The sequence below is a fragment of the Streptomyces sp. NPDC002125 genome, from assembly GCF_053593715.1.
The window spans coordinates 135188-155868 of sequence record NZ_JBSFDD010000019.1 but is presented as its reverse complement, the minus strand read 5'-3'; the positions used below and the strand labels follow the sequence as shown (position 1 = coordinate 155868).

Here is a 20681-nt window from a genome sequence, read left to right as displayed (position 1 = left end):
TACCCCGCCTACACCATGGGCCGGGCCGCCGAGATGCTCGGCACCACCCAGGGCTTCCTCCGCGCCATCGGCGAAGCCCGCCTGATCACCCCGCTGCGCTCCGCGGGCGGGCACCGCCGCTACTCCCGCTACCAACTGCGCATCGCCGCCCGGGCCCGGGAACTCGTCGACCACGGGACCCCGATCGAGGCCGCCTGCCGCATCGTCATCCTCGAAGACCAGCTCGAAGAAGCCCAGCGCATCAACGCCGAATACCGCCGCGCCGCCGAATCATCCGCTCCGCCGGCCTCGGCCTGAGCCGGCGAAGACCTGCACCTGCCAAGGGGCTTCGCGGCCGGCGTCCGCACCTGCTGCCCGGGACGCTTCGGCGTCCCGGGCAAGGTCGTCTTCATCATGGCTCCGGCCCCGCCCGGAGCCCGGCTGTCACGCCGGGGCTGCGGCGGCCTCTCCCTGCGGGGTGCGCGGGCCGTGCACCGTCGTCCAACCCTCCCTGGCGCTGGAAGGGCACCGGCCGTCTACGCGGCCGGGGTGAGTTCGGCGCGGCCGAACAGCAGGGCGTAGCCGGTGGGGAGCTGGTGCAGGATACGGGTGATGAGGTCGGGGCCGGTGTGGGCGGTGACGGCGGCGAAGACGGAGCCGGTGTCCCAGCGGGTGGTGGCCAGGGAGGCGCCGGAGCGGGCGGCGAGGTCCTTGACGAAGGCCCATCCGGTCAGCGGCTGAGGGTCGGGGATCTGCGCGGTCAGCACACGAGCGGCCTCCCGGGGCAGGCAGCGCGCCAGGTCGACGCGTTCGTCGCCGGTCAGCTGGCGTCCCAGCCCCGAAAGGACCAGGCGGACGGCTTCCTCAGCTCGCTCGCGGGTGGGGTAGGCGCCTTCGTAGCGGACCTTCTCCAGCATCTGCTCGTACGCCGTCGAGTACGGCTGCTGGCGCTCAAGCGGTACGCGTACGTCGGTGATCACTGCGGGATGCCTTTCATAGGAGCGGGTGGTCAGGTGGGCTGGGGGCGGCCGAAGAGGAGGTCGTAGCCGGTGGGGAGCTGGAGCAGGATCTCGCCCAGCAGGTCATCGCCGGCAGTGTCGGCGACCGTTGAGAGGACGGCGCTGACGTCCCAGGTCGCGGTGTGCTCGGTGGCGCCCTCGATCCAGGCCGCAGTGGCCCGCAGGAACCGTTCCGGTGGCAGCGGTTCGGCGCTCTGGAGCGGGTTGAGCAGGATCAGGGCGAATTCCTCCGGCAGGCGTGCCGCGAGCTGGGCGCGGACTTCGCCGACCAGGTGCGCGCCGAGCAGGGCGAGGATTACGCGGGCCGCGCGCTCGGCTTCCTCCGCAGTGTCGTATTCGCCGCGTTCCTTGACGTGGTCGAGGAACGTTTCGCGTCGCAGAGTCATTTCGGCCGCCACCCCTTCTTGTTTCATTCGGACGGGCCGCGGGGTGCGGAGGGCGGGGCGAGGGGGAGATCAGGAATTTTTCCCTCCGCACCTGTCCGGCCGGTGTCAGACGGAGATCTCCTTGTGGCCGGATCCGACGCCGATGGAGATCTTGCGGGGCTTGGCGCGCTCGGCGATCGGGATGCGCAGGGTGAGCACGCCCGCGTCGTAGTCGGCCTTGATGTGCTCGGTGTCGAGGGTGTCGGCGAGCACGATCTGGCGGGAGAAGGCGCCCAGCGGCCGCTCGGACAGTTCCATCTGCACGTCGTCGGCCTTCGCCACCGGCCGACGCTCGGCCTTGACGGTGAGCATGTTGCGCTCGACGTCGATATCGATCGCGTCCGCGGTGACACCGGGAAGGTCGAAGGCGACCACGTACTCGTCGCCCTCTCGGTAGGCGTCCATCGGCATCGCCGACGGCTTCGACCAGGTACCCGGCCCCATCAGCTGCTGCGCCAGCCGGTCCAGCTCACGGAAGGGGTCAGTGCGCATCAACATCGTGAAACACCTCCAGCAGGTTCAGGCAGTTGCTGCCAATGCGCTGCACTGACACTGTTGTAACATGTCATCCAATGGATGACAAACATGATGTCGTCTGCCTGATGACAACCTGAGGGAGGTTCCGTGACCCCGGCCGACCAGCCGTCCCCGACCCGCGCCGACGCCCACAGCCCGGTGTCGTTCCTTGCCGCCGCGGCGGCCCTTGACGCCGTGAACGACGCCCTGCGTGAAGCCCGGCACGAGACCGCAGCCGCCCCCGCCCCCGGTCCGGAACAGGCCCTGGCCTCCTTGTCGCTGCTGCGGCAGGTCCGCGAGCAGCTCGCCGGATGGGAGACCGGCCTGATCGAAACCGCCCGCGAGGCGGGCGCCAGCTGGGCCGACCTCGCCCACCCCCTCGGCGTCGCCAGCCGCCAGGCCGCCGAACGCCGCTACCTGCGCGGCCGCCCCGGCCCGGACGGGACCACCGGCGAGCAGCGTGTGACGGCCACCCGCCGGGCCCGGGCCGCCGACCGCACCACCGCCGCCTGGGCCCGCCGCAACGCGGCCGACCTGCGCCGCCTCGCCGGCCAGATCACAGCCCTCACCGACCTGCCTGCCGCCGCCCACCGCCCGCTCGGCGAGCTCCACGCGGCCCTCGCCCACGACGATCCCGCCGACCTCATCGCCCCCCTGACCGCCGCCCGCCCCCACCTGGCCGCCGCCCACCCCGACCTCGCCGCCCGGCTCGACACCCTCACAGCCCCGTAGTACGAGCCAACGCCAGCCGCCCCGCCGACGACGCCGGGCCTGTGGTCTTCAGGTTGCCGACCCGGCCGCACTCGGCGTTCTCCGGGAACCGGGCGTCCACCTCGAAGAACTCAGCAGCAGCGCGAACCCCAACCGGTTCGCCCCCCACTTGTTCCGCAGCCGCTCCTGGTCCTCCTCCAGCAGCGTCCAGGCCTCGATCAGGGCCTCCGGCTCCCACTCCTGCCGCACCCCGGGCTCCTTCCGGTCGTCATGACCGGACCAACGTCGCCGAGCACGGCCCCCCCGATGAACCCAGAAGATCGAAAACGCTGACAAGCGCACCCCAGGGAGCCCTACCCCTCGCACATCGAGCTCGCCGCAACCGCTGATTCCGGAGCGCCGTCTTCATCGTCATGACATTTGATCGAGGGCCACGATCGCTTTCCATGAGTGGCTCCCTCGCCTGGTGATCGCCGCGGTCGACTCGGGTCGACAGCCTCCTGCGGCGACAAGTGGGCCGGACCGCAGATCGGTCGGACAGCCGGGCAACGCTGCAGAAGCCCTGAAGATGAGCCACAAGACGGCAAACCACCTGAACGCGGGAAAACCCAAGGAGGCGGGGCCCTAATTGCTGGTTCCGTAGGCGGCCATGAACATGTCCAGCAGCCCGTCGACCACGCCCTCGTCGATGGGGCGGGTCGACAGCAGGCTGCGGTAGTACAGGGTGCCGCACAGTACCTCGGCGGCGATTTCCAGATTCGCTTCCGCGGTCAGTTCACCTGTGTGCTGGGCGCGGGTGATTCGGTCGAGGGTGCTCTGCTCGACGGTGACCAGGAACCGTTCGTGCAGGGTCGCCCGCAGAGTTGAATCGGCCTGCGCCTCGGCGATGACCGCGCGGTAGACGGGGCCGATCGGCGGGCTGGAGAGGGCGAGGCCCGAGCGTAGGAACTGTTCGCGCAAGTCCGCGCGGACGTCCCCTGTGTCGCGGTAATCCAGGTCGCTGGTCCACACACGGCTGAGCGCGTCCAGCAGCAGTGCCGACATGGACGGCCAGCGCCGGTAGATCGTGTGCTTTCCGACCCCGGCCCTTCGGCCGACCGCTTCGATGCTCAGGCCCGCGTATCCGACTTCCGCGGCCAGATCGAGGGTCACCTGCAGCAGCGCTTCGGTGCGAGCGGCGCCTCGGCGTCTCGGCGTGGCGGGCGTCTGGGTCATGCCGCCATCCTAACGGCACATGGCGTGCCGTTGACAATGTCGAGGCTTGTGCGCAGTATTCAGACTCGATCGGCACGTCGCGTGCCGATGTGGCATGTGGTGGCACGTCGGCACCCACGCGCCCAAGATCCAGCACGTCAGACCCTCAGAGGGAGATCTGCCATGAGCAGCACCGAAAGCAGCACACACGCGGGATTCACGGCCGAGGAGCGGGCCGCGATGAAGGACCACGCCCAAGAGCTGAAGACGGCAGCCCGCCGTACCTCGCGCGCGGACAAGGCGGCGGAGGCAAAGCGAGACGTGCTCGCGAAGATCGCCGAGATGCAGGACTCGGACCGGATCATGGCTGAGCGGGTCCACGCCGTCATCACGGCCAGCGCCCCGGCCCTCGCACCGAAGCTCTGGTACGGGATGCCCGCCTACGCGCTGGACGGCAAGGTCGTCTGCTTCTTCCAGAGCGCGGAGAAGTTCAAGGCGCGCTACGCGACGCTCGGGTTCAGCGACCAGGCGAAGCTGGACGAGGGCACGATGTGGGCGGCCAGTTTCGCCCTGACCGAGGTAACGGACGAGGTGGAGACGCGGATCGGTGCGCTCGTGAAGCAGGCGGTGAGTTAGGGGTTCGACCGCTGGCGCTGGATAACCGACAGGCGCGGGGATTCGATGTCGCCGCTGCTGGCGCGCCCGGAACGTAGGGTCGCTGACCAGTGCAGATGGCCCGCTTCACCGAACCGGAACCAAGATCGGCCCGATGCCGCTACTGGCCGTTCCGATCCTCCTCAGAAGCCCCACTCACAAGCTCGGCATCCAGCCGGACGCGTACGACCCGAAGCTCGACGTCGACTTCACCGCACTGCGAGAGGGGGCCTGAGAGCGAAGGCTTCAGCCAGGACGCCTGAACGGTACGCATACGCCGATCTCCCGCCGGCTGGGGGCACGGTCCTGCGCACCAAGACTCTCCTTCGGATGCAGCGGGTGGAAGTCCGGCCGCATCCGGGCATGAGACGAGACCAACCACCGAGACCAACCACCGGGGCCGGTCGCCGTGGGCGACGTCGTCGCGGTGTACTCCGACATCGTCTTCGGCCTGTTCGCGATCTGCGGCTACCAGTTCTCGCCGAGGATCGCCGACATCTCCGACGCCCGGCTGTGGCGGACGAACACCGCGGCCGGCTACGGGCCGCTCCAGCCGGTTTCCAACCACGAACGCCGCGCCGACCTACACCAGGGCCTCCTGGAACTCGCCTGCAGCATCATCTGCCTCCGACGGCTCCGCACGTCATCCTGAAACGATCAGTCAGCGGTGACGACGGTTCGGGCGTGAACGCCACCTGCCTGGGCCGCCATTGGCTGCCGATCTCGGATCTGTTGCCCTCGTTGTGGCGACGTACTGCGCGTAGCGACGACGTGCGTCGGTCAGGCTATCCGCCCCGTTGGGGCCGCCCCAGACCTCGTCGGCGTTCGGGTCGTCCTGGCCATCGTCTTCCCAGCTGCACTCGTCACAGATCTGGAATTGTCCGCGAGCTTCCAGCGTCAAGAGCTTGCAGCAGGGACAGGCATACGAACCGCCGCTGGGCAGGCTTGCTTCGGACGGTTCTTCGGGTGCTGTCACGCGCCGAGTGTTGCATGATCTGCGAGGACGCTCTGGGCTGGCCGCGTCATTCAAACCCCATTCTGAAACCATCAGTTACTGAGGTTTTCGAGGTGGGGTCGGTGGGTTGATGGCGAGTCTTGTGGCGGTGAGACAGCCGTCGATGAGACGGGGTCGGAGTTGGATCCTGCGTAACTTGATGCGGAGCTTGCGGTCGAGGTCGTCGGGTGTGGTGAAAGCGGTGTTGGCCATTGCTCTGCGCACGAGTGACCAGACGGCTTCGACGGGATTGAGGTCGGGTGCGTACGGCGGAATCCGGACGGTGGTGAGCCAGTCGTGTTCGGCCTCGTACTGCTTCAGTCCTGCGGCCAGGTGGGTGTTGAGGTTGTCCCAGACGACGACGATCGGTCCGTCGAGCTGGATGTGTGCCCGCACCAGGAGGTCGCGATAGTCCTGCCAGGAGAAGCTTTTGCGGGCACCCTTGAGCAGGAGGTGTGTGCGGGGCCGGTGGATGAGACGGCTCTTCTCGCCGGCCTTGTAGCAGCACAGCGCGGCAACCGAGGTCCGGCGGCGGGACCTGCCACGCACACGGATGACGGGGGTGTGCCCGCGCCGGCCCCAGGTGCGGGCACGGGGCGGCGTCATCGAGAAGCCGGCCTCGTCCTCGAAGACGATCCAGGCCCCGGAGGCCGCCGCGAGCCTTTTACCCGGGGCCACACCTCCTTCTTCCACAGCTCCACCGCGTGCTCGTCACGCTCCAGTGCTCTGCGTGCGGGCGCCTGCCAGGACCAGCCGTGTCGTTTCAGCAGCCGCCACACCGTCGCCACCGACAGGGTCACTCGCAGCCGACGGCAGATCACCACCTGGACCCGGACCAGGGTCCAGCGTTCGTCCTCGAAGCCGTGTGTCGCCGGGCCTTTGCCGAGTTCCTCTTCCAGCACGGCGAACTGGGCATCGGTGATGGTCGGTGAGTTCGCTGGACCCGCGGAACGCAGGCCCTCCATGTCGCCCTCGCGCCAGGCACGGCGCCAGCGTTCCACCGACCGCACGCTCACTCGCAAGTCCTTCGCGATCACAGCGGTCTTCTCACCCGCCACGAACCGTCGCCCGGCCTGAAGCCGGATCTCCTCACGTAACGCCCGACGCTCAGCGGTCAGGCCCCCACCCTCCGAATACCTCACCCCACCGGCATACCGCAGGGATCATGAACCGTCACCACCCGACGACAACACGAAAACCTCAGTAGGCGCCGCCGCCTACGCGGTCCGGCGCGCGGTGGCCGCCCGCACGCCATGACCCGGCGGTCAGCCGGTCATCCGACGGGCTGGCCGGCGCGGCGGAAACGGGTCAGCGCCCGGCGGCCGAGGAACACGCCGCCCAGCCCCAGCGGGACGGCCGCGACGGCGCCGACGAGCCCGTTTCCGGTACCGGGGCCCCCGCTGGAAGTGGCCAGGTGCAGCACCGCGAGGACCGTGCCGACCGCCCCTACCGCGACAGCCGACCTACCGCCGGTGCGCGCGTTGCCGGTCCGGTTGCCGGCGCGGGCCAGGGCCAGCCAGCCGATCACCACGCCGAGCAGCCCTACCCCGAGGGCCAGGTTGGCCCCCGTCCGTCCGTCGCCGATGATCCCGCCCTCGGCCGCCGCTATCAGTACTGCCGAAGCACTCATACCGCTCTCCTCCTTCTCCGTCGCTGAATCCGAGCTGTGACGCACCTTGAGAATGCGCCCCGTCCCCCCTGCCGGTCGTCCCGCAGGCGCAGGCACTTTCCCCTGCCGCACGTGCGGCAGCCGGGTACTGCGGATACGGCAGGCGGCACACGAATACCGCGCCCGCAGTAGTCGGCCGCTCGTCCGTGAGCCGGACTCGCCCGCTGCCGCGTCCGGCTACGGTGCCCCCATGAACAAGGGGCGGTTCACTGTTCCGGCCAAGGTCAGCGACTGGTCGATCACTGTGGGGGTGGCGGCACTTCTACTGGGCACCGGGCTGTCCGGGCCCCACCCGTCCGGGGACCGCGAGGTGCTCGGCCTAACGCTGTTGGCGGTCGGCGCGCTGGCGCTGGCCGCGCGCCGCCGGGCACCGCTCGTGGTGCTGGCCGTCGCCGGGCTGTCCGCAGTGGGTTACCAGGCGGCCGGGTTCGAGGTGCTCGCCGTCTCCTACTTGGTCGCGGTCTACAGCGCTGTACGGGCCGGGCACCGCGCCATCACCCTGACCGCGTCCACGGGCCTGCTGGCCGCACTCCTCCTCACCTCCCTGGCTTTCCCGGGCGGTCCTGCGCGCGAGGTCGTGACACAGGCCCGGACCACCCTGGAGATCGCCTGGCTGATCGCCGCCTTCGCGGCGGGGGAGGCCGTACGGCAGGCCGAACGGCGGGCGGACGAAGCCGAACGTACCCGCGAGGAGACCGCCAGGCGCCGGGCCGACGAGGAGCGGCTGCGCATCGCGCGGGAGCTGCACGACTCGCTCACCCACCAGATCTCGGTCATCAAGGTGCAGTCCGAGGTCGCCGTCCACGTGGCCCGGAGGCGGGGTGAGCAGGTGTCGGAGGCCCTGCTGGCGATCCAGGAAGCGGGCCGGGAGGCGAGCCGGGAGCTGCGCGCGACCCTGGAGGCGCTGCGCGACGACGACATCACCCCGCCGCACGGACTCGACCACATACCGGACCTGGTGAAACGGTTCCGGACGACCGGCCTGGAGACGGCGCTGAGAGTCGAAGGGCATCCGTACGCTGTGCCGGCTGCGGTGGGCCGCACCGCTTACCGGATCGTTCAGGAGTCGCTCACCAACGTCTCCCGGCACGCCGCCGCCACCACCGCCTCGGTCCTGATCGACCACCGGCCGGGCGCCCTCGCCATCCGCGTCGACGACGACGGAAAGGCCACGCCGGACACCGCGCCGGCGCCTGGCCTCGGGCTGCTCGGCATGCACGAACGCGTCACCGCCCTGGGCGGCAGCCTGCGCACAGAGCCGCGCAGCAGGGGTGGCTTCACCGTCCAGGCCGAACTCCCCTTGGGCGGAGCGTCGTGATCCGGGTCCTGCTGGTCGACGACCAGCCGCTCCTGCGCAGCGGCTTCCGCGCGCTGCTCAACCTGGAGGACGACATCGAGGTGGTGGCCGAGGCCGCCGACGGAGAAGAGGGCCTGGCGTTCGTCAGGAAGCATGTGCCCGACGTCGCCCTCATCGACATCCAGATGCCCGTCATGGACGGCATCGAAGCAACCCGGCGCATCGCCGCAGACCCGGCCCTGGCCGGCGTACACGTCGTCATGCTCACCAACTACGGCATGGACGAGTACGTCTTCGAGGCGCTGCGCGCCGGTGCCGCAGGGTTCCTCGTCAAGGACATCGTCCCGGAGGACTTCCTGCACGCCGTACGCGTCGCCGCCCGCGGTGATGCCCTGCTCGCGCCCGCGATCACTCGCAAACTCATCGACCGGTACGTCACCCAGTCATGCCCCATCCGCGCCGGCGGCGGCCTGGAAGAGCTGACCGGTCGTGAACGCGAGGCGGTCGCCCTCACCGCACAGGGCCTGTCCAACGACGAGATCGCCTCCCGCATGGTCATCACTCCGCTGACCGCCAAGACCCACATCAACCGGGCCATGACCAAGCTCCACGCCCGGGACCGCGCCCAGCTCGTGGTCCTCGCCTACGAATCCGGCCTGGTGACCCCGCGCACCACCTGACCCCGCGCCGCTGACCGGCCAGGCGCTACGGCACCTCGTCGCCCGGCACCTCGCGGGCCGGCTCCCGGAGTGCCCGACGGTCCTCGGCCAGAGCCTTCTTCCCAGCCTCGGTCGCCCAGTAGACGCGCCGGGCGCGGCCGTCGACCTCCAGCCGGTGCAGCGTCGGGTCCAGGGTGCCGGGGCTGATCCGGTAGCGGCAGGGTCGACCAGGGCCGCCTTCTGCTGGTCGTCGGTGCACCCCCGTGTCAGGGTGGTGACTTCTTGACGGGCGAATTGGCTTTGTTCACGAGAACCGGTTCTGGTCCAACTTTTGTGGAGCGGTGACGCTCAGTGTTGTTGAACAGCTCTGCGATGGTGATGTGCCACCACGACCGACGGAGTTTCGGTGGGACAGTCGATAATGCCGGGCATGGCAGATCGCAGTCCGGTGCTCCGGATCATCACCTCGGCGGCGCGGGAGTCCCTGAAGCCGCTCGGCCTGGCCCAGCGCGGGCGGTCGCGGCTGTGGATTGATGATCACGGGTGGTGGCTCGGGGTTGTGGAATTCACCCCGCCGCGGGTTGCCGGCAGCGGTCTGTACGTCGGCGCGATGTGGCTGTGGCACGACGTGGACCACGTGGCCTTCCATGTAGACGCAGTCCGGGTCGGCTCCGAACTGTTTCGCACGGAGGACCAGTTCACACCGCTGGCACTCGAACTCAGTCGGCAGGCGGCTGCGAACGTGGCCGCGCTGAGGGCGAAGTTCCCGGCTTTGCCGGACGTCGCCCGGTACCTGACGTCCAGGCCCGTGCGGTGGGGATTCTTCTGGGACAGCTTCGACTCCGGGATCGCAGCCGCTCTGGCCGGGGACCCGGACAAGGCCCGCGATCACTTCGAGCGAGTCCTTCGAGAGGACGCGCTGGCCCCGTGGATGGTCGAAGCCCAGGAGAAGGTGCGTGAGCTTCACGCGATCGCGGCAGATCGCGACGCAGTGACCGTCTGGGTCGCGCGGGCCGTCGACTCATGCCGGAGAAAGCTGGGCCTGGATCCCGCGCCGTTTGCGATCAGCTGAGCGGACTCGTTCGTCGTGACAGAGTCGCGGTCAGGCAAGGAGGACTCGCTTCCGCAGCAGGCTGAAGCTGGCCCGGCCGTACATCTGGCGTTTGATCATTTTGATCCGGTTTACGTGTCCTTCGACGATGCCGGAGCTCCACGGCAGTGTCAGGCCGGCGGTGACAGCGGCGAGATCCCGTTCGAGGCCGTTGACGAAGGTGTGAAGGCTGGGCAGGTCGTCGGCGCGAACCTCTTTGATCCATTGCGGGAGCTGGTCGCCCTGGAGTTGGGTGAGTATCTTCCCGAACGCGCGGACGTGCCCGGTGAGGGCATCGAGTTCGGGGCAGCCGGCGAGAACGGATTTGAGCTTCAGACGCTCGCTCTCCGGCAGGGTGTCGGGGTGAGTCAGGATCCAGGCGGTGACCGTGCGTGGGGACGGCGGACGGGCCGCAGGTGCGGTCGGGGATGTGCGGAACGGCTGGAGGTGGGCGCGGACGCCGCCGTAGCCGCCGGTGTAGCCGTGCGTCTTGATCTCTTCCCAGAGGGTCCAGGCGTTCGTGCAGCCCTCGGCCCATCGCCCGTGCAGGAAGGGCTTGAAGTCGTCGAGCTTTGTCCTGCGGTTCTGCCACTGTCCGTGGAACAGGTCTTCCGGCCTGGCGGCGTCGGCCAGCCGTTGGACGGTGCGGTAGGTCATGCCGAGCTGTCGTTGGATCGAGCGTCGGCTGTGGCCGGCGGCCAGCAGCGCGTGGACGGTGGCGTGCTTGGCGCGGGTGCGGTCGGCGAATCGGTGTCCGGTGGGCCATGGCGACCCGTTCTCGGCCCGTTCCGGAGCCGGAGTCTTCTCCGGCGCCGGCTCGGCGGAGGTCGCACGGAGGCACGGACGGTGGAGGGAGACGCACCGCTCGGCCGCTTCGCCGAGGTTGCGCCAGAGGTGGAATCGGTCGGCGACCTGTACCGCGGTGGGTGCCCCGATCCTGGCACCCTCGGCGAAGTACGGCGCGCGGTCGCGGCAGACGACCTCAATGCTCGGGTGCTCGGCCAGCCAGGCCGCGACAGTGCCTGCCTCGCGATCCGGCAGGAGGTCCACCGGTCTGCGGGTCTCGACGTCGACCAGCACGGTCCCGTAGATGCGGCCCTTGCGCATCGCGTATTCGTCGACGCCGACCACACGCGGGACCTGTGGCTGGGGCTCCGGGAGGGCGTTGACCAGCCGCAGGACCGTGTTCCGGCTGACCCTCGCCCCGAAGACATCGGCCAGCCTGGCACCGGCGCGACCGGCCAGCGCGAGGCCGACCTCAGCCAATAGCGACCGCATTCGATCGGTCCTCTGGCTGTACCGCCGGGTCAGGCCGGCAACCTGCTCGACGAAGGTCCGCCGTCCGCAGGAGATGTCTTTGCACGTGAAGCGCCGGACACGAAGCCGCAGAACCACCCGCCGTCCTGCCACAGGCAGGTCAGCGGGAAACCGCAGGTAAGAGCCGTGCACCCGCCTCGACCAGCTTCCGCAGCCTGGGCACCGAGCCCCGGCCGTCCGGCATCTGGCACCGACTCGGATTACCTCGCCATCGTCCTCAACCGACTCCACCCTAACCCCCGGATCCGCCAGGAAGAGCAGCTCTTCCAGCTTGAGCAGTACCTCGCGCACAGTCAGAACCATCAGGCCGAACGCGATCGGCACCGGCAGTTTCTAGACGATCTCGCGAGACCTATCAGCAAGGCCAACGATCACAGTGAGTAGGCAGACCACAGAAGTTGGACCAGAACCAATTTTCGGTTGTAATCGAACATCGGGGTAACGCTGCGCGACGGCTCCCAAAGATCTGTGCCAGAACCCGGTTCTCGTGAACAAAGCCAGCGAATCGAGCTTCCTGTTCGCCGAACAGCGTGTCGCCGTACGGATCCACCCAGCCGAAGGCCGGGCAGCGATCGGCGTCGGTTCTCGTTCCGACGTTCCGCGAGCTCCCTGAGGCGTTCCGTCACGGGCGGGACAGCAGCAGTGCCCCAGGACGCAGCGGCGCGCCGAAGACCTGGAGGACGAGGTTGCGGTGGGCGGAGTGCAGGGTGCGGACGGCGGCCCGGGTCAGTCCGGGCTTGGGGGGTTCCTCGCCGCCGCGGGGGCGGCCGGGTTTCGTGGGGATCCAGAGGTAGCCGGGGTCGCTGCCTTCGAGCTGCTGGGTGATGCCGGCGCGGACGTCGAGCCAGCGGCGCAGGATGCCGGCGGTGTCCTTGTCGAGGGGGTGTGGCCCGGTGTCCAGCAGTACCTGGGGGAACGGGCGGTGCTCCAGGTCGACGTGTGCGACGTCCAGGCGGTGGAGGTCGGGTACGGAGCGGCCGGTGGCGGCGACGAGCGCGGCCACCGCGGCGGTGCGGATCGCTGTGGCCGCGTTGGAGCCGGCTGGGCGCTTCACCGCGAGGGTGCGCAGCAGCTTGTGGGACTCCTCGGGTTCCAGCCAGTCGCCGTGTACGGCAGGAGGCGTTTCCAGGCGCACGGGTAGGCCGAGGTATTCGGCGAACGAGTTCCACGTCTGAATGCGGACGCGCTGGCTGTTGCCGGCGGCGACGGCGTCGGGTCCGGTGAGGGTGTTACGTCTGCGGGTCCGGCCGGCGGCCGCCGCCGCGATCCAGGACTCGGCGCGGGTGAGGTCCATGAGCTCGTCGACGGGGAGCGCGGTGGCCTGCTCCTCGCCCAGCACGTAGTCCAGGTACTCGTTGAGGAAGTGCGCGCGCAGCCGCCGGGTCTCGTACACGTACCCACGGGCTTCGAGCGCGTCGAGGAAGCGGCTGATCGCGCCGGAGGTGTCGGCCGGGAGGGAGCGGCTGGGCTGCGGCATGGCTTCAGCGTACGGATCGAGCCCCGGGAATTCGATATAACAGCAAGAAGCAGGAGGATGAACCACTCCCCTTCTGCTGCGGCTCTCGTTTCGGTCCGTGTCGAACCGATTCGCAACGTCCCGGTTCGGTACGTTCAATGCGCCCCACTCCGCTCCCCGGGACAGACCGGCAGCTGTCGCATGGAAGTCCCGCTTCTTGCTGTTATTCAGCCCGGACAGAACGGATCACCTGCTGTTCTGTTGCTTCGCGCCCGGGGCCCGGCATCCCAGGCCCTGGAGGGCGGCCGGCTCTGCGGTCAGCCTGTGGGCCGGTGTGCCCGGTGCGCCTCGCGGAGGGCCTCCCAGGCGTCCGCCACAGGACCGACGTGCCCGAGCTTGTCGGGGTTGTTCACCGTGCGGATCGTCTGGATCTGCCCGTCGAGCACGTCGAGCGCCCAGGTGCTGAGGACCTGGCCGTTCCGGTCGCGGAAGACCGAGCCCGGCTGGCCGTTCACCTGGCACGGCTCCACAAGGCCACCGCTGCTGATCACCAGAGGGGCGAACGTCGCCAGCGCCCGGAGCACGTTCTCGGCGCCAAGGACGACGGGCTTGAACTGCGGGGCCTTGCCGCCGCTGTCGCCGATCATCTGGACGTCGGCGGCCAGCAGCCCGGCCAGCCCGTCGACGTTTCCTTCCCGGAAGGCGTCGAAGAACCGTTCGGCGAGTTCCTCGCGTTCCTTCCGGTCGGCCTTGAACCGGACCCGGCCCGCTTCCATGTGCCGGCGTGCCCGCACCGCGAGCTGGTGGCACGCGGCCTCCGACCGTCCCACGGCCGACGCGATATCCGCGAAGCCGAAGGCGAACACCTCCCTCAGCACGAAGACCGCGCGCTCGAGCGGGGTGAGCTGCTCCAGCAGGAGCAGAGCCACCATCGACAGCGAGTCCGCCAGCTCCGCCGACCGCGCCGGATCCTCGTACGGGTCGGTCAGCAGCGGTTCGGGGAGCCACGGCCCGACGTACTCCTCCCGCCGGACGCGGGCCGAGCGCAGCACGTCGATCGAGATGCGGGTGACCACGCTCGACAGGAACGCCTTGGCCGACCCGGGCCGAGTGGAGGTGGCCTGGTAGCGCAGCCATGTCTCCTGGACCGCGTCCTCCGCCTCGCTCACACTGCCCAGGATCCGGTAGGCGATCGAGAACAGCAGCGGCCGCAGTTCCTGGAACGCTTCGGTCTTCGTCATTGCCGGATCCTCCTTGAATCCACGCTGCCATGAGGGACCGCAGGGCTCCTGTCTGGAGGAGCCGTGACCTCCGGCGGTTGATTGCCACTGCCTGTCGTCCGACCGGCATCAGGGCCGAGCCATGTCGCCGGCCGGTACGACGCAGTCGTCCAGGGCCGCCGTCACCAGGGCAGCGGGCCCTCCTCACCGAAGAATCCGGCAGTCGGTCCGTCCGCACCGAGCGTGGCCAGGCGCACCACGACCGTGGCGCCCTGCGCGACCGTGAGGAACCCGGTGTGGTTGTTGCTGTCCGTGGCGACGAAGCCGGGGGCGACCGCGTTGACCAGGATGCCGTCCTTCCGCAGCTCCTTGGCGTACTGCACGGTCAGAGCGGTCAGGGCGGTCTTGGACGGCGCGTACGCGGCCGACGGCAGCAGTGCCGCGAAGGGGCCGTCCGGATCGCTGGTGAGCGTCAGCGACGCGGCGTGACTGCTCACGTTGACGACGCGTGGCGCCGGTGACCGCCGCAACAGCGGCAGCATGGCGTTGGTCACCGCGATCACCCCGAGGACGTTGGTGTCGAACACCGCCCGGACCATGTCCAGGTCGACGGAGCTGGGGACCTGGTCGTGGGCGTCTTCGGGCGACACCTGTCCGGAGCCGGTGATGCCGGCGTTGTTGATCAGTACGTCGAGCCGGCCGAAGCGCTCCTCGACCTGCCTCGCGGCCTCTTGGACGGTGGCCCGGTCGGTGACGTCCAAGGTGACCGCGTGCGCGTCGCCGCCGGCCGCGCGCACCGCCGCAGCGGCCTCCTCGCCGCGCAGTGGGTCTCTGGCCCCGATCACGACCGTCATGCCCAGCGCGGCGAGCTGCTCGGCAACGCCACGACCGATCCCCTTGTTCGCCCCTGTCACCAGCGCGACCTTCCGCTGCGTACTCTCCTCGCCCATGATCTGCTCCTCGTCGTCGAGGCGGGTTCCCGTCGGAACTTGCCTTCACAGCCTGAGACGAGACAGCCCGGCCGTCTCTGACATGCAGACACAAGGAACTCTTCCAAGGAGATGGTCCAGCCGAGGTCGGGCAGGGAGGTCTACGCGTTTTCGGGGTTCGCAAAGCGGTGCAACTAACCGGTGTGACCGCTTCACGGTCGGCGCTCTGTCCGGAAGGGGCGGTGACAGCAGGCCTGCCTTGGTGACAACTGTCGCGGGACGGCGGGTGGTGCTGCGGCTTCGTGTCCGGCGCTTCACGTGCGAGGACGTCTCCCGCGGGCGACGGACGTTCGTCGAGCAGGTCGTGGGCCTGACCCGGCGATACAGCCAGCGGACCGAACGCATGCGGTCAGTCCTGGCCGAGGTCGGCCTCGCATCAGCCGGCCGTGCCGGTGCCAGGCTGGCCGACGTCTTCGGGGCGAGGATCAGCCGGAATACGGTCCTGCGGCTGGTCGACGCCCTCCCGGAACCCCAGCCACAGGTCCTGCGGGTGGTCGGTGTCGACGAGTACGCGATGCGCAAGGGCCGTGTCGACGGGACTGTACTGGTCGACGGCGAGACTCGCAGGCCGATTGACCTGCTGCCGGATCGTGAGGCGGGCACTGTCGTGGCCTGGCTGGCCGAACGCCCGGGGATCGAGGTCGTCTGCCGTGACCGTGCTCCGTTCTTCCGAAGGGGCCAGGATCGGGGCGCCCACTGCGGTCCAGGTCGCCGACCGGTTCCACCTGTGGCGCAACCTCGGCGAAGCGGCCGAGCGGTGTGTCTCCCACCACCGCCCGTGCCTGCGTGCGACCTTCGCAGAGTCGGTGCCGGAGAAGACGCCCGCCCCGACCGAGAGCGGGTCGCCATGGCCGACCGGGCACCGTTTCGCCGATCGCACCCGGGCCAAGCACTCCACCGTCCACGCGCTGCTGACTGCCGGCCACAGCCGACGCTCGATCCAGCGCCAGCTCGGCATGACCTACCGAACCGTCCAACGGCTGGCCGACGCCGCCAGGCCGGAAGACCTGTTCCAGGGGCAGTGGCAGAACCGCCCACCAAGCTCGACGACTTCAAGCCCTACCTGCACGAGCGATGGGCCGAAGGCTGCACGAACGCCTGGACCCTCTGGGAAGAGATCAAGACGCACGGCTACACCGGCGGCTACGGAGCCGTCCGCGCCCACCTCCAGCCGTTCCGCACATCCCCGACCGCACCAGCAGCCCGCCCGCCGTCCCCACGCACGGTCACCAGCTGGATCCGGGGCCTGAGGAACATCCGTGTCAGATCGTGCGCTAAGGGTTCGCCGGGCTGGTTGGTGCTTTGACCTGGGATGATTGAGCGTCGGAGCCTTCGTGGGTCGTTGTTGTCGATCTTCGGAGAGCTGTTGTGGCGGTCGAGTTCCTGACGGATGAGCAGGCGGCCCGGTACGGGTCGTTCTACGAGGTGCCCTCGCGAGCGGAGCTGGAGCGGTACTTCTTCCTGGACGACGCGGACCGGGAGGCGGTGCAGGCCAAGCGGCGTGCGCACAACCGGCTTGGGTTCGTTATCTGGAGTCCGTGAGGCTGTGTCCATCACGTCCAGCACGTACGGGTGAAGGCCCCTTCGTCCCGTCCTGGATGGGATTACCTTCCGTCATCCACCACGGATGAACGGGAGGTTCCATGCGGGTACAGCGCGTGCTGATGCCGGACTCGGAGACCGAGTCGTGGACCGTGCTCGGAGACGACCATGTGCCGGTCGCGCCGATCGAGCGGTACCTGGCCTACCTGGCCTGGGGCGAGAAGTCACCGAACACGGTCAAGGCGTACGCCCACGATCTGAAGGACTGGTTCGTCTACCTGGCCGGCCGCGGGCTGGACTGGCGGTCGGTGACGCTGGAGGACGTCGCCGGGTTCGTGGGCTGGCTGCGGCTGCCGCCGCAGGCCCGGGACGGGAAGGTCGCGGTGCTGCCCACGGCGGACCACCACTGCGCGGAGTCCAGCGTGAACCGCAAGCTCGCCGCCCTGTCGTCGTTCTGCGAGTTCCACGCCCGCCACGGGGTGCCTCTCGGCGACCTGATGGTGACGATGCAGCCCGCCGGTCGCCGTGGTCGCGGCAGTTCCTACAAGCCGTTCCTGGAGCACATCGCCAAGGGCCGTCCGCAAAAGACCCGCACGATCCGGCTGCGTCAGCCGCGTCGGCGACCGGTCGTGCTGTCCGCTGGGGACGCCCAGGCGGTGTTGGATGGGTGCGAGCATCTGCGGGACCGGCTGCTGTTCGCGCTGCTGCTGGACACGGGGCTACGGATCGGCGAGGCCCTGGGCCTGCGGCACGAGGACATCGCGCTCGCCGAGCGGCAGGTGAGCGTTATCCCGCGGCCGAACGCGAATCGGGCGCGGGCGAAGGCGGGCCGCTCACGGGAGGTCCCGGCCAGCGCGGAGCTGATGCGGCTGTATGCCGACTACCTCAACCGCGAGTACGGCGTCCTCGACTCGGACTACGTGTTCGTCAACCTCTGGGGCCGCCCGCACGGCCGCCCGCTCACCTACTCCGCGGTCTATGACTTGGTGGAACGGCTGCGCCCCCGCACCCGCATCGACTTCGAGCCGCACCAGTTCCGGCACACCTACGCGACCTGGCTGCTGCGCAAGGGCGCCGGCATGGAGAGCGTGAAGGAACTCCTCGGACGCGCTTCGATCACCACCACAATGGATACGTACGGGCACCTCACCGTCGAAGACGCCCGCCGGACGCTGGAGGCAGCGGGCTGGTTCACAGGCCGGGAGGTGCGGCTGTGACCGTCACACCCATGCCCACGGGCCCGCTCGGCCGGGCCGGGCTGCTGGAGAAACTGCTGGCCGCCGTCCGTCCGGAGTTCCGCGTCGATGTTCTGGTCCCCGACGCCGACGACCCGGTGTTGGGCTGGAAGCGCTGCCCGGTGGTGGGCTGCAACCGCGCCGCGCACGAGCAGGGCATGTGCACCGGCCATGCCCAGCGCTGGCGCCGGGACGGACGCCCTGACCTCGTGGTGTTCCTCGCCGATCCTGGTCCTCCGCTCCGGGGCCTGGGCGAGCTCACGCACTGCACCGTTCCGGGCTGCCGCTTCGGCGCCGCCGGCAAGGGCTTGTGCTCGCGGCACCGCGACAAGTGGTCTCGCTCCGAAGCACCGATCCCGCCGCCTGGGCGGCCTCCGCGCCGCCGCTGCCAGGCACCGACCGCACCGAGTGCGCTTTACCCAACTGCACCCTGTGGGTGGAGAACGCGGCGAACGCGTTCTGCAAGAGCCACCACGTTCGCTGGCGCCAGGACGGTGCCCCGCCGGTCGAGGACTTCATCGTCGAGTGCCAGTCCTTCGGCCTGCCCCGAGTGGACTTCCGCGGCCTGGCACCGCAGCTCAGGCTGGAGTTCCAGTACGCCGTCCAGACCCGCCGCGACGAGCAGACCGTCACCGCCCCGGCCCGCATGATCGCCGCCGCCATCCGCTGGGCCCGCGAGGAGAACGTCGCGTCCCTGCTGGACTACTCCGCCGAGCGGTGGCAGCGGGTCGCCGACCCCTACCAGCGCCGCGGATCCGGCGGCTACGACAAACGGGTCGCGGTGTTCCTGCTCTACGCCCGGGACGCGGTCGAGACCCTGCGCGACGGCACCGGCTGGGAGGTCGAGTACGCCCGGGACGTGTGGCGGCTGGGGAAGCTGACCGGGCTCAACCGCAGCGCCAGCCGACCCCGTCCCCGCAGCGAGCTGCGGTTCGACCGCATCACCCAGCCCTGGCTGCGGGTGTTGGCGAAGCGGTGGATCCGGTTGCGGCTGTCGTCCGGCCTGAACGTCAGCACGGTCACCGGCTACATGCAGGCCCTGACCCGCTTCAGCGAGTTCCTCGACGCCGTTGGCCCCACCGTCGTCCGCGGCCTGGGCGACGTCGACAGGGCCCTCCTGGAGCGCTACCTGACCTGGCTGACCGACCTCCCCGGCGGGCTCAGCTCAAACGAAAGCCGCGTCAACGGCCTGCACCTGTTCTTCCAGGCCATCCGCCAGCACGGCTGGGACAACTCCCTGCCGACCAGCGCCGCGTTCTTCACCGGCGACTGCCCGCGGCGCCGCACCCGGCTCGCCCGCCACCTCGCCGAGCACATCATGACCCAGGTCGAACAGTCGGCGAACCTTGACCGGTGGACCGATCCCGCAGCCCGGCTGATCACGCTCATCCTGATCCGCTGCGGCCTGCGGGTCTCCGACGCCTGCACCATCCAGTTCGACTGCCTGCTCCACGACGGCCAGGGCGCCTCCTACCTGTGCTACTTCAACAACAAAATGAGCCGGGAGGCCGCCGTCCCCATCGACGAGGAGATCGAGGCCGAAGTCCGGGCCCAGCAGCAGCGAGTCCTTCAACGCTGGCCGGACGGCAATCCGCACCTCTTCCCCCGGCTGAAGGGCAACGCCGACGGCACCCGGCACTTCTCCCCGGACACCTACCGGCAGATGCTCAAGCGCTGGCTCGCCCAGTGCGACATCCGCGACGAGAACGAACAGCCGGTCCACCTCACTCCGCACCAGTGGCAGCACACCTTCGCCACCAGGCTGATCAACCGCGACGTCCCGCAGGAAGTCGTCCGCGTCCTCTTCGACCACGACTCCCACCAGATGACGGCCCACTACGCGCGAATCACCGACCAGACCGTCCGGCGCCGCTGGGAAGCCGCCACCAAAGTCAACATCCGGGGCGAGCGCGTCACCCTCGACCCCGAGGGACCGCTGGCCCAAGCCGAGTGGGCCAAAACCCGCTACGGCCTCGCCACCCAGACCCTCCCCAACGGCTACTGCGGGCTCCCCGTCCAGAAGAGCTGCCCGCACGCCAACGCCTGCCTGACCTGCCCGGTCTTCCTCACTGGCCCGGAGTTCCTGCCCGAGCTCAAGGCCCAGCACCGGCGGACGCTGACGCTCATCGACAACGCCAAGGGCTGCAGCCACCAGCGGGAGGCCGAGATGAACGAGCAGGTCGTGGCCAACCTCGACCGAATGATCACCGAACTCGAAGTCGACGGGCCGCAGGAGGCCGCCGATGCGGGCTGACAACTCCCCTCACCTCGTTGCCGCGGCCCGCGAGCGGGCCGCGGCAACGAGGGAACGGGCTATCGCCGCTCTGCGGCGCATGGACGCCGCCGGACAGCCTGTCTCCTTCGACGCCGTCGCCCGCGAGGCCGGCGTCTCGCGGTCCTGGCTCTACACCCAGCCCGACCTGCGGGCCGAGATCAACCGCCTGCGCGAGCGACACAGGCCAGCATCCTCGGCACCACAAGTCCCCGACCAGCAGCGCGCGTCGGAAGCCTCCCTGCTGCGGCGGCTGGAGGTCGCGACGGCCCGAAACCGCCAGTTGGAGGCCGAAGTACGCGAACTAAGGGAGCAACTCGCCCGCGCACTCGGCCAGCAGCGGGCCGCCGCTGTCACATCTTCAGCTGGAACCAGCACCACCGGCCACGGGTCGGCGAGGACGCCTACCACCTACTGAACCGGTCTGCTGGCGGAGAAGAGTC

25 protein-coding genes and 1 pseudogene are annotated in these 20681 nt (G+C 69.5%); 12 read left to right on the top strand and 14 right to left on the bottom strand.

Features of this window, described 5'->3' with window-relative positions:
• Positions 1–297: MerR family transcriptional regulator (locus ACWCQM_RS28245; protein WP_450917923.1), on the top strand; the 297-nt coding region annotated here is incomplete at its 5' end.
• Positions 298–515: 218 nt separating this feature from the next.
• Here the strand turns inward: ACWCQM_RS28245 and ACWCQM_RS28240 are convergent.
• The 3 genes from ACWCQM_RS28240 to ACWCQM_RS28230 all read right to left on the bottom strand — a co-directional run bounded on the left by ACWCQM_RS28240 (position 516) and on the right by ACWCQM_RS28230 (position 1921).
• Positions 516–959: a DUF2267 domain-containing protein gene (locus tag ACWCQM_RS28240; RefSeq protein ID WP_450917922.1), complete on the bottom strand. Its 444-nt coding sequence runs from the start codon at positions 957–959 to the stop codon at positions 516–518.
• A 29-nt stretch (positions 960–988) separates the two neighbouring features.
• Positions 989–1384: a DUF2267 domain-containing protein gene (locus ACWCQM_RS28235; protein ID WP_450917921.1), complete on the bottom strand. Its 396-nt coding sequence runs from the start codon at positions 1382–1384 to the stop codon at positions 989–991.
• Between the two features lie 105 nt (positions 1385–1489).
• Positions 1490–1921, bottom strand: coding sequence for an Hsp20/alpha crystallin family protein (locus ACWCQM_RS28230; RefSeq protein ID WP_450917920.1), 432 nt, complete (start codon positions 1919–1921; stop codon positions 1490–1492).
• 126 nt (positions 1922–2047) lie between these two features.
• Between ACWCQM_RS28230 and ACWCQM_RS28225 the strand changes: the two genes are divergently transcribed.
• A complete protein-coding gene (locus ACWCQM_RS28225; protein WP_450917919.1) occupies positions 2048–2671 on the top strand; it encodes a type III effector protein in 624 nt (207 codons plus the stop codon).
• 48 nt (positions 2672–2719) lie between these two features.
• Here ACWCQM_RS28225 and ACWCQM_RS28220 read toward each other — a convergent pair whose 3' ends face one another.
• Both ACWCQM_RS28220 and ACWCQM_RS28215 read right to left on the bottom strand, forming a co-directional pair.
• The gene (locus ACWCQM_RS28220; protein WP_450917918.1) at positions 2720–2899 is read right to left on the bottom strand and encodes a hypothetical protein; all 180 of its coding nucleotides are present in this window, start codon (positions 2897–2899) and stop codon (positions 2720–2722) included.
• Between the two features lie 375 nt (positions 2900–3274).
• Complete coding sequence (locus ACWCQM_RS28215) at positions 3275–3865, bottom strand: TetR/AcrR family transcriptional regulator (protein WP_450917917.1); 591 nt, start codon at positions 3863–3865, stop codon at positions 3275–3277.
• A 162-nt stretch (positions 3866–4027) separates the two neighbouring features.
• Here ACWCQM_RS28215 and ACWCQM_RS28210 point away from each other — a divergent pair, with 162 nt between their 5' ends.
• Both ACWCQM_RS28210 and ACWCQM_RS28205 read left to right on the top strand, forming a co-directional pair.
• The gene (locus ACWCQM_RS28210) at positions 4028–4480 is read left to right on the top strand and encodes an iron chaperone (RefSeq protein ID WP_450917916.1); all 453 of its coding nucleotides are present in this window, start codon (positions 4028–4030) and stop codon (positions 4478–4480) included.
• Between the two features lie 427 nt (positions 4481–4907).
• Positions 4908–5150, top strand: coding sequence for a Tn3 family transposase (locus tag ACWCQM_RS28205; protein WP_450917915.1), 243 nt, complete (start codon positions 4908–4910; stop codon positions 5148–5150).
• Positions 5151–5159: 9 nt separating this feature from the next.
• Here ACWCQM_RS28205 and ACWCQM_RS28200 read toward each other — a convergent pair whose 3' ends face one another.
• From ACWCQM_RS28200 to ACWCQM_RS28190, 3 genes are all read right to left on the bottom strand, one after another.
• The gene (locus ACWCQM_RS28200; protein ID WP_450917914.1) at positions 5160–5546 is read right to left on the bottom strand and encodes a CPCC family cysteine-rich protein; all 387 of its coding nucleotides are present in this window, start codon (positions 5544–5546) and stop codon (positions 5160–5162) included.
• Positions 5547–5549: 3 nt separating this feature from the next.
• Positions 5550–6634 (bottom strand): IS630 family transposase gene (locus ACWCQM_RS28195; protein WP_450917913.1). Its coding sequence is split into 2 segments (ribosomal slippage): positions 5550–6124 and positions 6124–6634, totalling 1086 coding nucleotides; the frame shifts between segments, so codons are not numbered across the junction.
• Positions 6635–6765: 131 nt separating this feature from the next.
• On the bottom strand, positions 6766–7122 hold the full coding sequence (locus tag ACWCQM_RS28190) for a DUF6223 family protein (protein ID WP_450917912.1): 357 nt from the start codon (positions 7120–7122) through the stop codon (positions 6766–6768).
• A gap of 229 nt (positions 7123–7351) precedes the next feature.
• Here ACWCQM_RS28190 and ACWCQM_RS28185 point away from each other — a divergent pair, with 229 nt between their 5' ends.
• Entirely contained in the window at positions 7352–8479 is a 1128-nt protein-coding gene (locus tag ACWCQM_RS28185; RefSeq protein WP_450917911.1) for a sensor histidine kinase, read from the top strand.
• Entirely contained in the window at positions 8476–9138 is a 663-nt protein-coding gene (locus ACWCQM_RS28180; protein ID WP_450917910.1) for a response regulator, read from the top strand. The genes ACWCQM_RS28185 and ACWCQM_RS28180 overlap by 4 nt, the downstream gene beginning before the upstream one ends.
• Before the next feature lie 25 nt (positions 9139–9163).
• Here the strand turns inward: ACWCQM_RS28180 and ACWCQM_RS28175 are convergent, their stop codons facing one another.
• Entirely contained in the window at positions 9164–9376 is a 213-nt protein-coding gene (locus ACWCQM_RS28175; RefSeq protein ID WP_450917909.1) for a PadR family transcriptional regulator, read from the bottom strand.
• A 189-nt stretch (positions 9377–9565) separates the two neighbouring features.
• On the opposite strand from ACWCQM_RS28175, the gene ACWCQM_RS28170 reads away from it, so the two are divergent.
• Positions 9566–10189 (top strand): hypothetical protein, encoded by a 624-nt coding sequence (locus tag ACWCQM_RS28170; protein WP_450917908.1) that lies wholly within the window; start codon positions 9566–9568, stop codon positions 10187–10189.
• 30 nt (positions 10190–10219) lie between these two features.
• On the opposite strand, the gene ACWCQM_RS28165 is transcribed toward ACWCQM_RS28170, so the two are convergent.
• The 5 genes from ACWCQM_RS28165 to ACWCQM_RS28145 all read right to left on the bottom strand — a co-directional run bounded on the left by ACWCQM_RS28165 (position 10220) and on the right by ACWCQM_RS28145 (position 15886).
• The gene (locus tag ACWCQM_RS28165; RefSeq protein WP_450917928.1) at positions 10220–11815 is read right to left on the bottom strand and encodes an ISL3 family transposase; all 1596 of its coding nucleotides are present in this window, start codon (positions 11813–11815) and stop codon (positions 10220–10222) included.
• A gap of 331 nt (positions 11816–12146) precedes the next feature.
• A complete protein-coding gene (locus ACWCQM_RS28160) occupies positions 12147–13001 on the bottom strand; it encodes a hypothetical protein (protein ID WP_450917907.1) in 855 nt (284 codons plus the stop codon).
• A gap of 296 nt (positions 13002–13297) precedes the next feature.
• Positions 13298–14221, bottom strand: coding sequence for an RNA polymerase sigma-70 factor (locus ACWCQM_RS28155; RefSeq protein ID WP_450917906.1), 924 nt, complete (start codon positions 14219–14221; stop codon positions 13298–13300).
• 161 nt (positions 14222–14382) lie between these two features.
• Positions 14383–15150, bottom strand: a complete 768-nt coding sequence (locus tag ACWCQM_RS28150; RefSeq protein ID WP_450917905.1) for an SDR family NAD(P)-dependent oxidoreductase — start codon at positions 15148–15150, stop codon at positions 14383–14385.
• 415 nt (positions 15151–15565) lie between these two features.
• Entirely contained in the window at positions 15566–15886 is a 321-nt protein-coding gene (locus ACWCQM_RS28145; RefSeq protein ID WP_450917904.1) for a hypothetical protein, read from the bottom strand.
• Between the two features lie 324 nt (positions 15887–16210).
• Between ACWCQM_RS28145 and ACWCQM_RS28140 the strand changes: the two genes are divergently transcribed.
• The 5 genes and pseudogenes from ACWCQM_RS28140 (at position 16211) to ACWCQM_RS28120 (ending at position 20656) form a co-directional block, all read left to right on the top strand.
• Entirely contained in the window at positions 16211–16495 is a 285-nt protein-coding gene (locus ACWCQM_RS28140; RefSeq protein ID WP_450917903.1) for a hypothetical protein, read from the top strand.
• Between the two features lie 62 nt (positions 16496–16557).
• Positions 16558–16719: pseudogene (locus ACWCQM_RS28135) on the top strand (DUF4158 domain-containing protein); the annotation flags it as partial.
• 113 nt (positions 16720–16832) lie between these two features.
• Positions 16833–17948 carry a tyrosine-type recombinase/integrase gene (locus ACWCQM_RS28130; RefSeq protein WP_450917902.1) on the top strand — a complete coding sequence of 372 codons (1116 nt, stop codon included), beginning with the start codon at positions 16833–16835 and terminating at the stop codon, positions 17946–17948.
• A 349-nt stretch (positions 17949–18297) separates the two neighbouring features.
• A complete protein-coding gene (locus ACWCQM_RS28125) occupies positions 18298–20220 on the top strand; it encodes a tyrosine-type recombinase/integrase (protein ID WP_450917901.1) in 1923 nt (640 codons plus the stop codon).
• Entirely contained in the window at positions 20210–20656 is a 447-nt protein-coding gene (locus ACWCQM_RS28120) for a DUF6262 family protein (protein ID WP_450917900.1), read from the top strand. Before ACWCQM_RS28125 ends, ACWCQM_RS28120 begins: the two co-directional genes overlap by 11 nt.
• Positions 20657–20681: the final 25 nt, after the last annotated feature.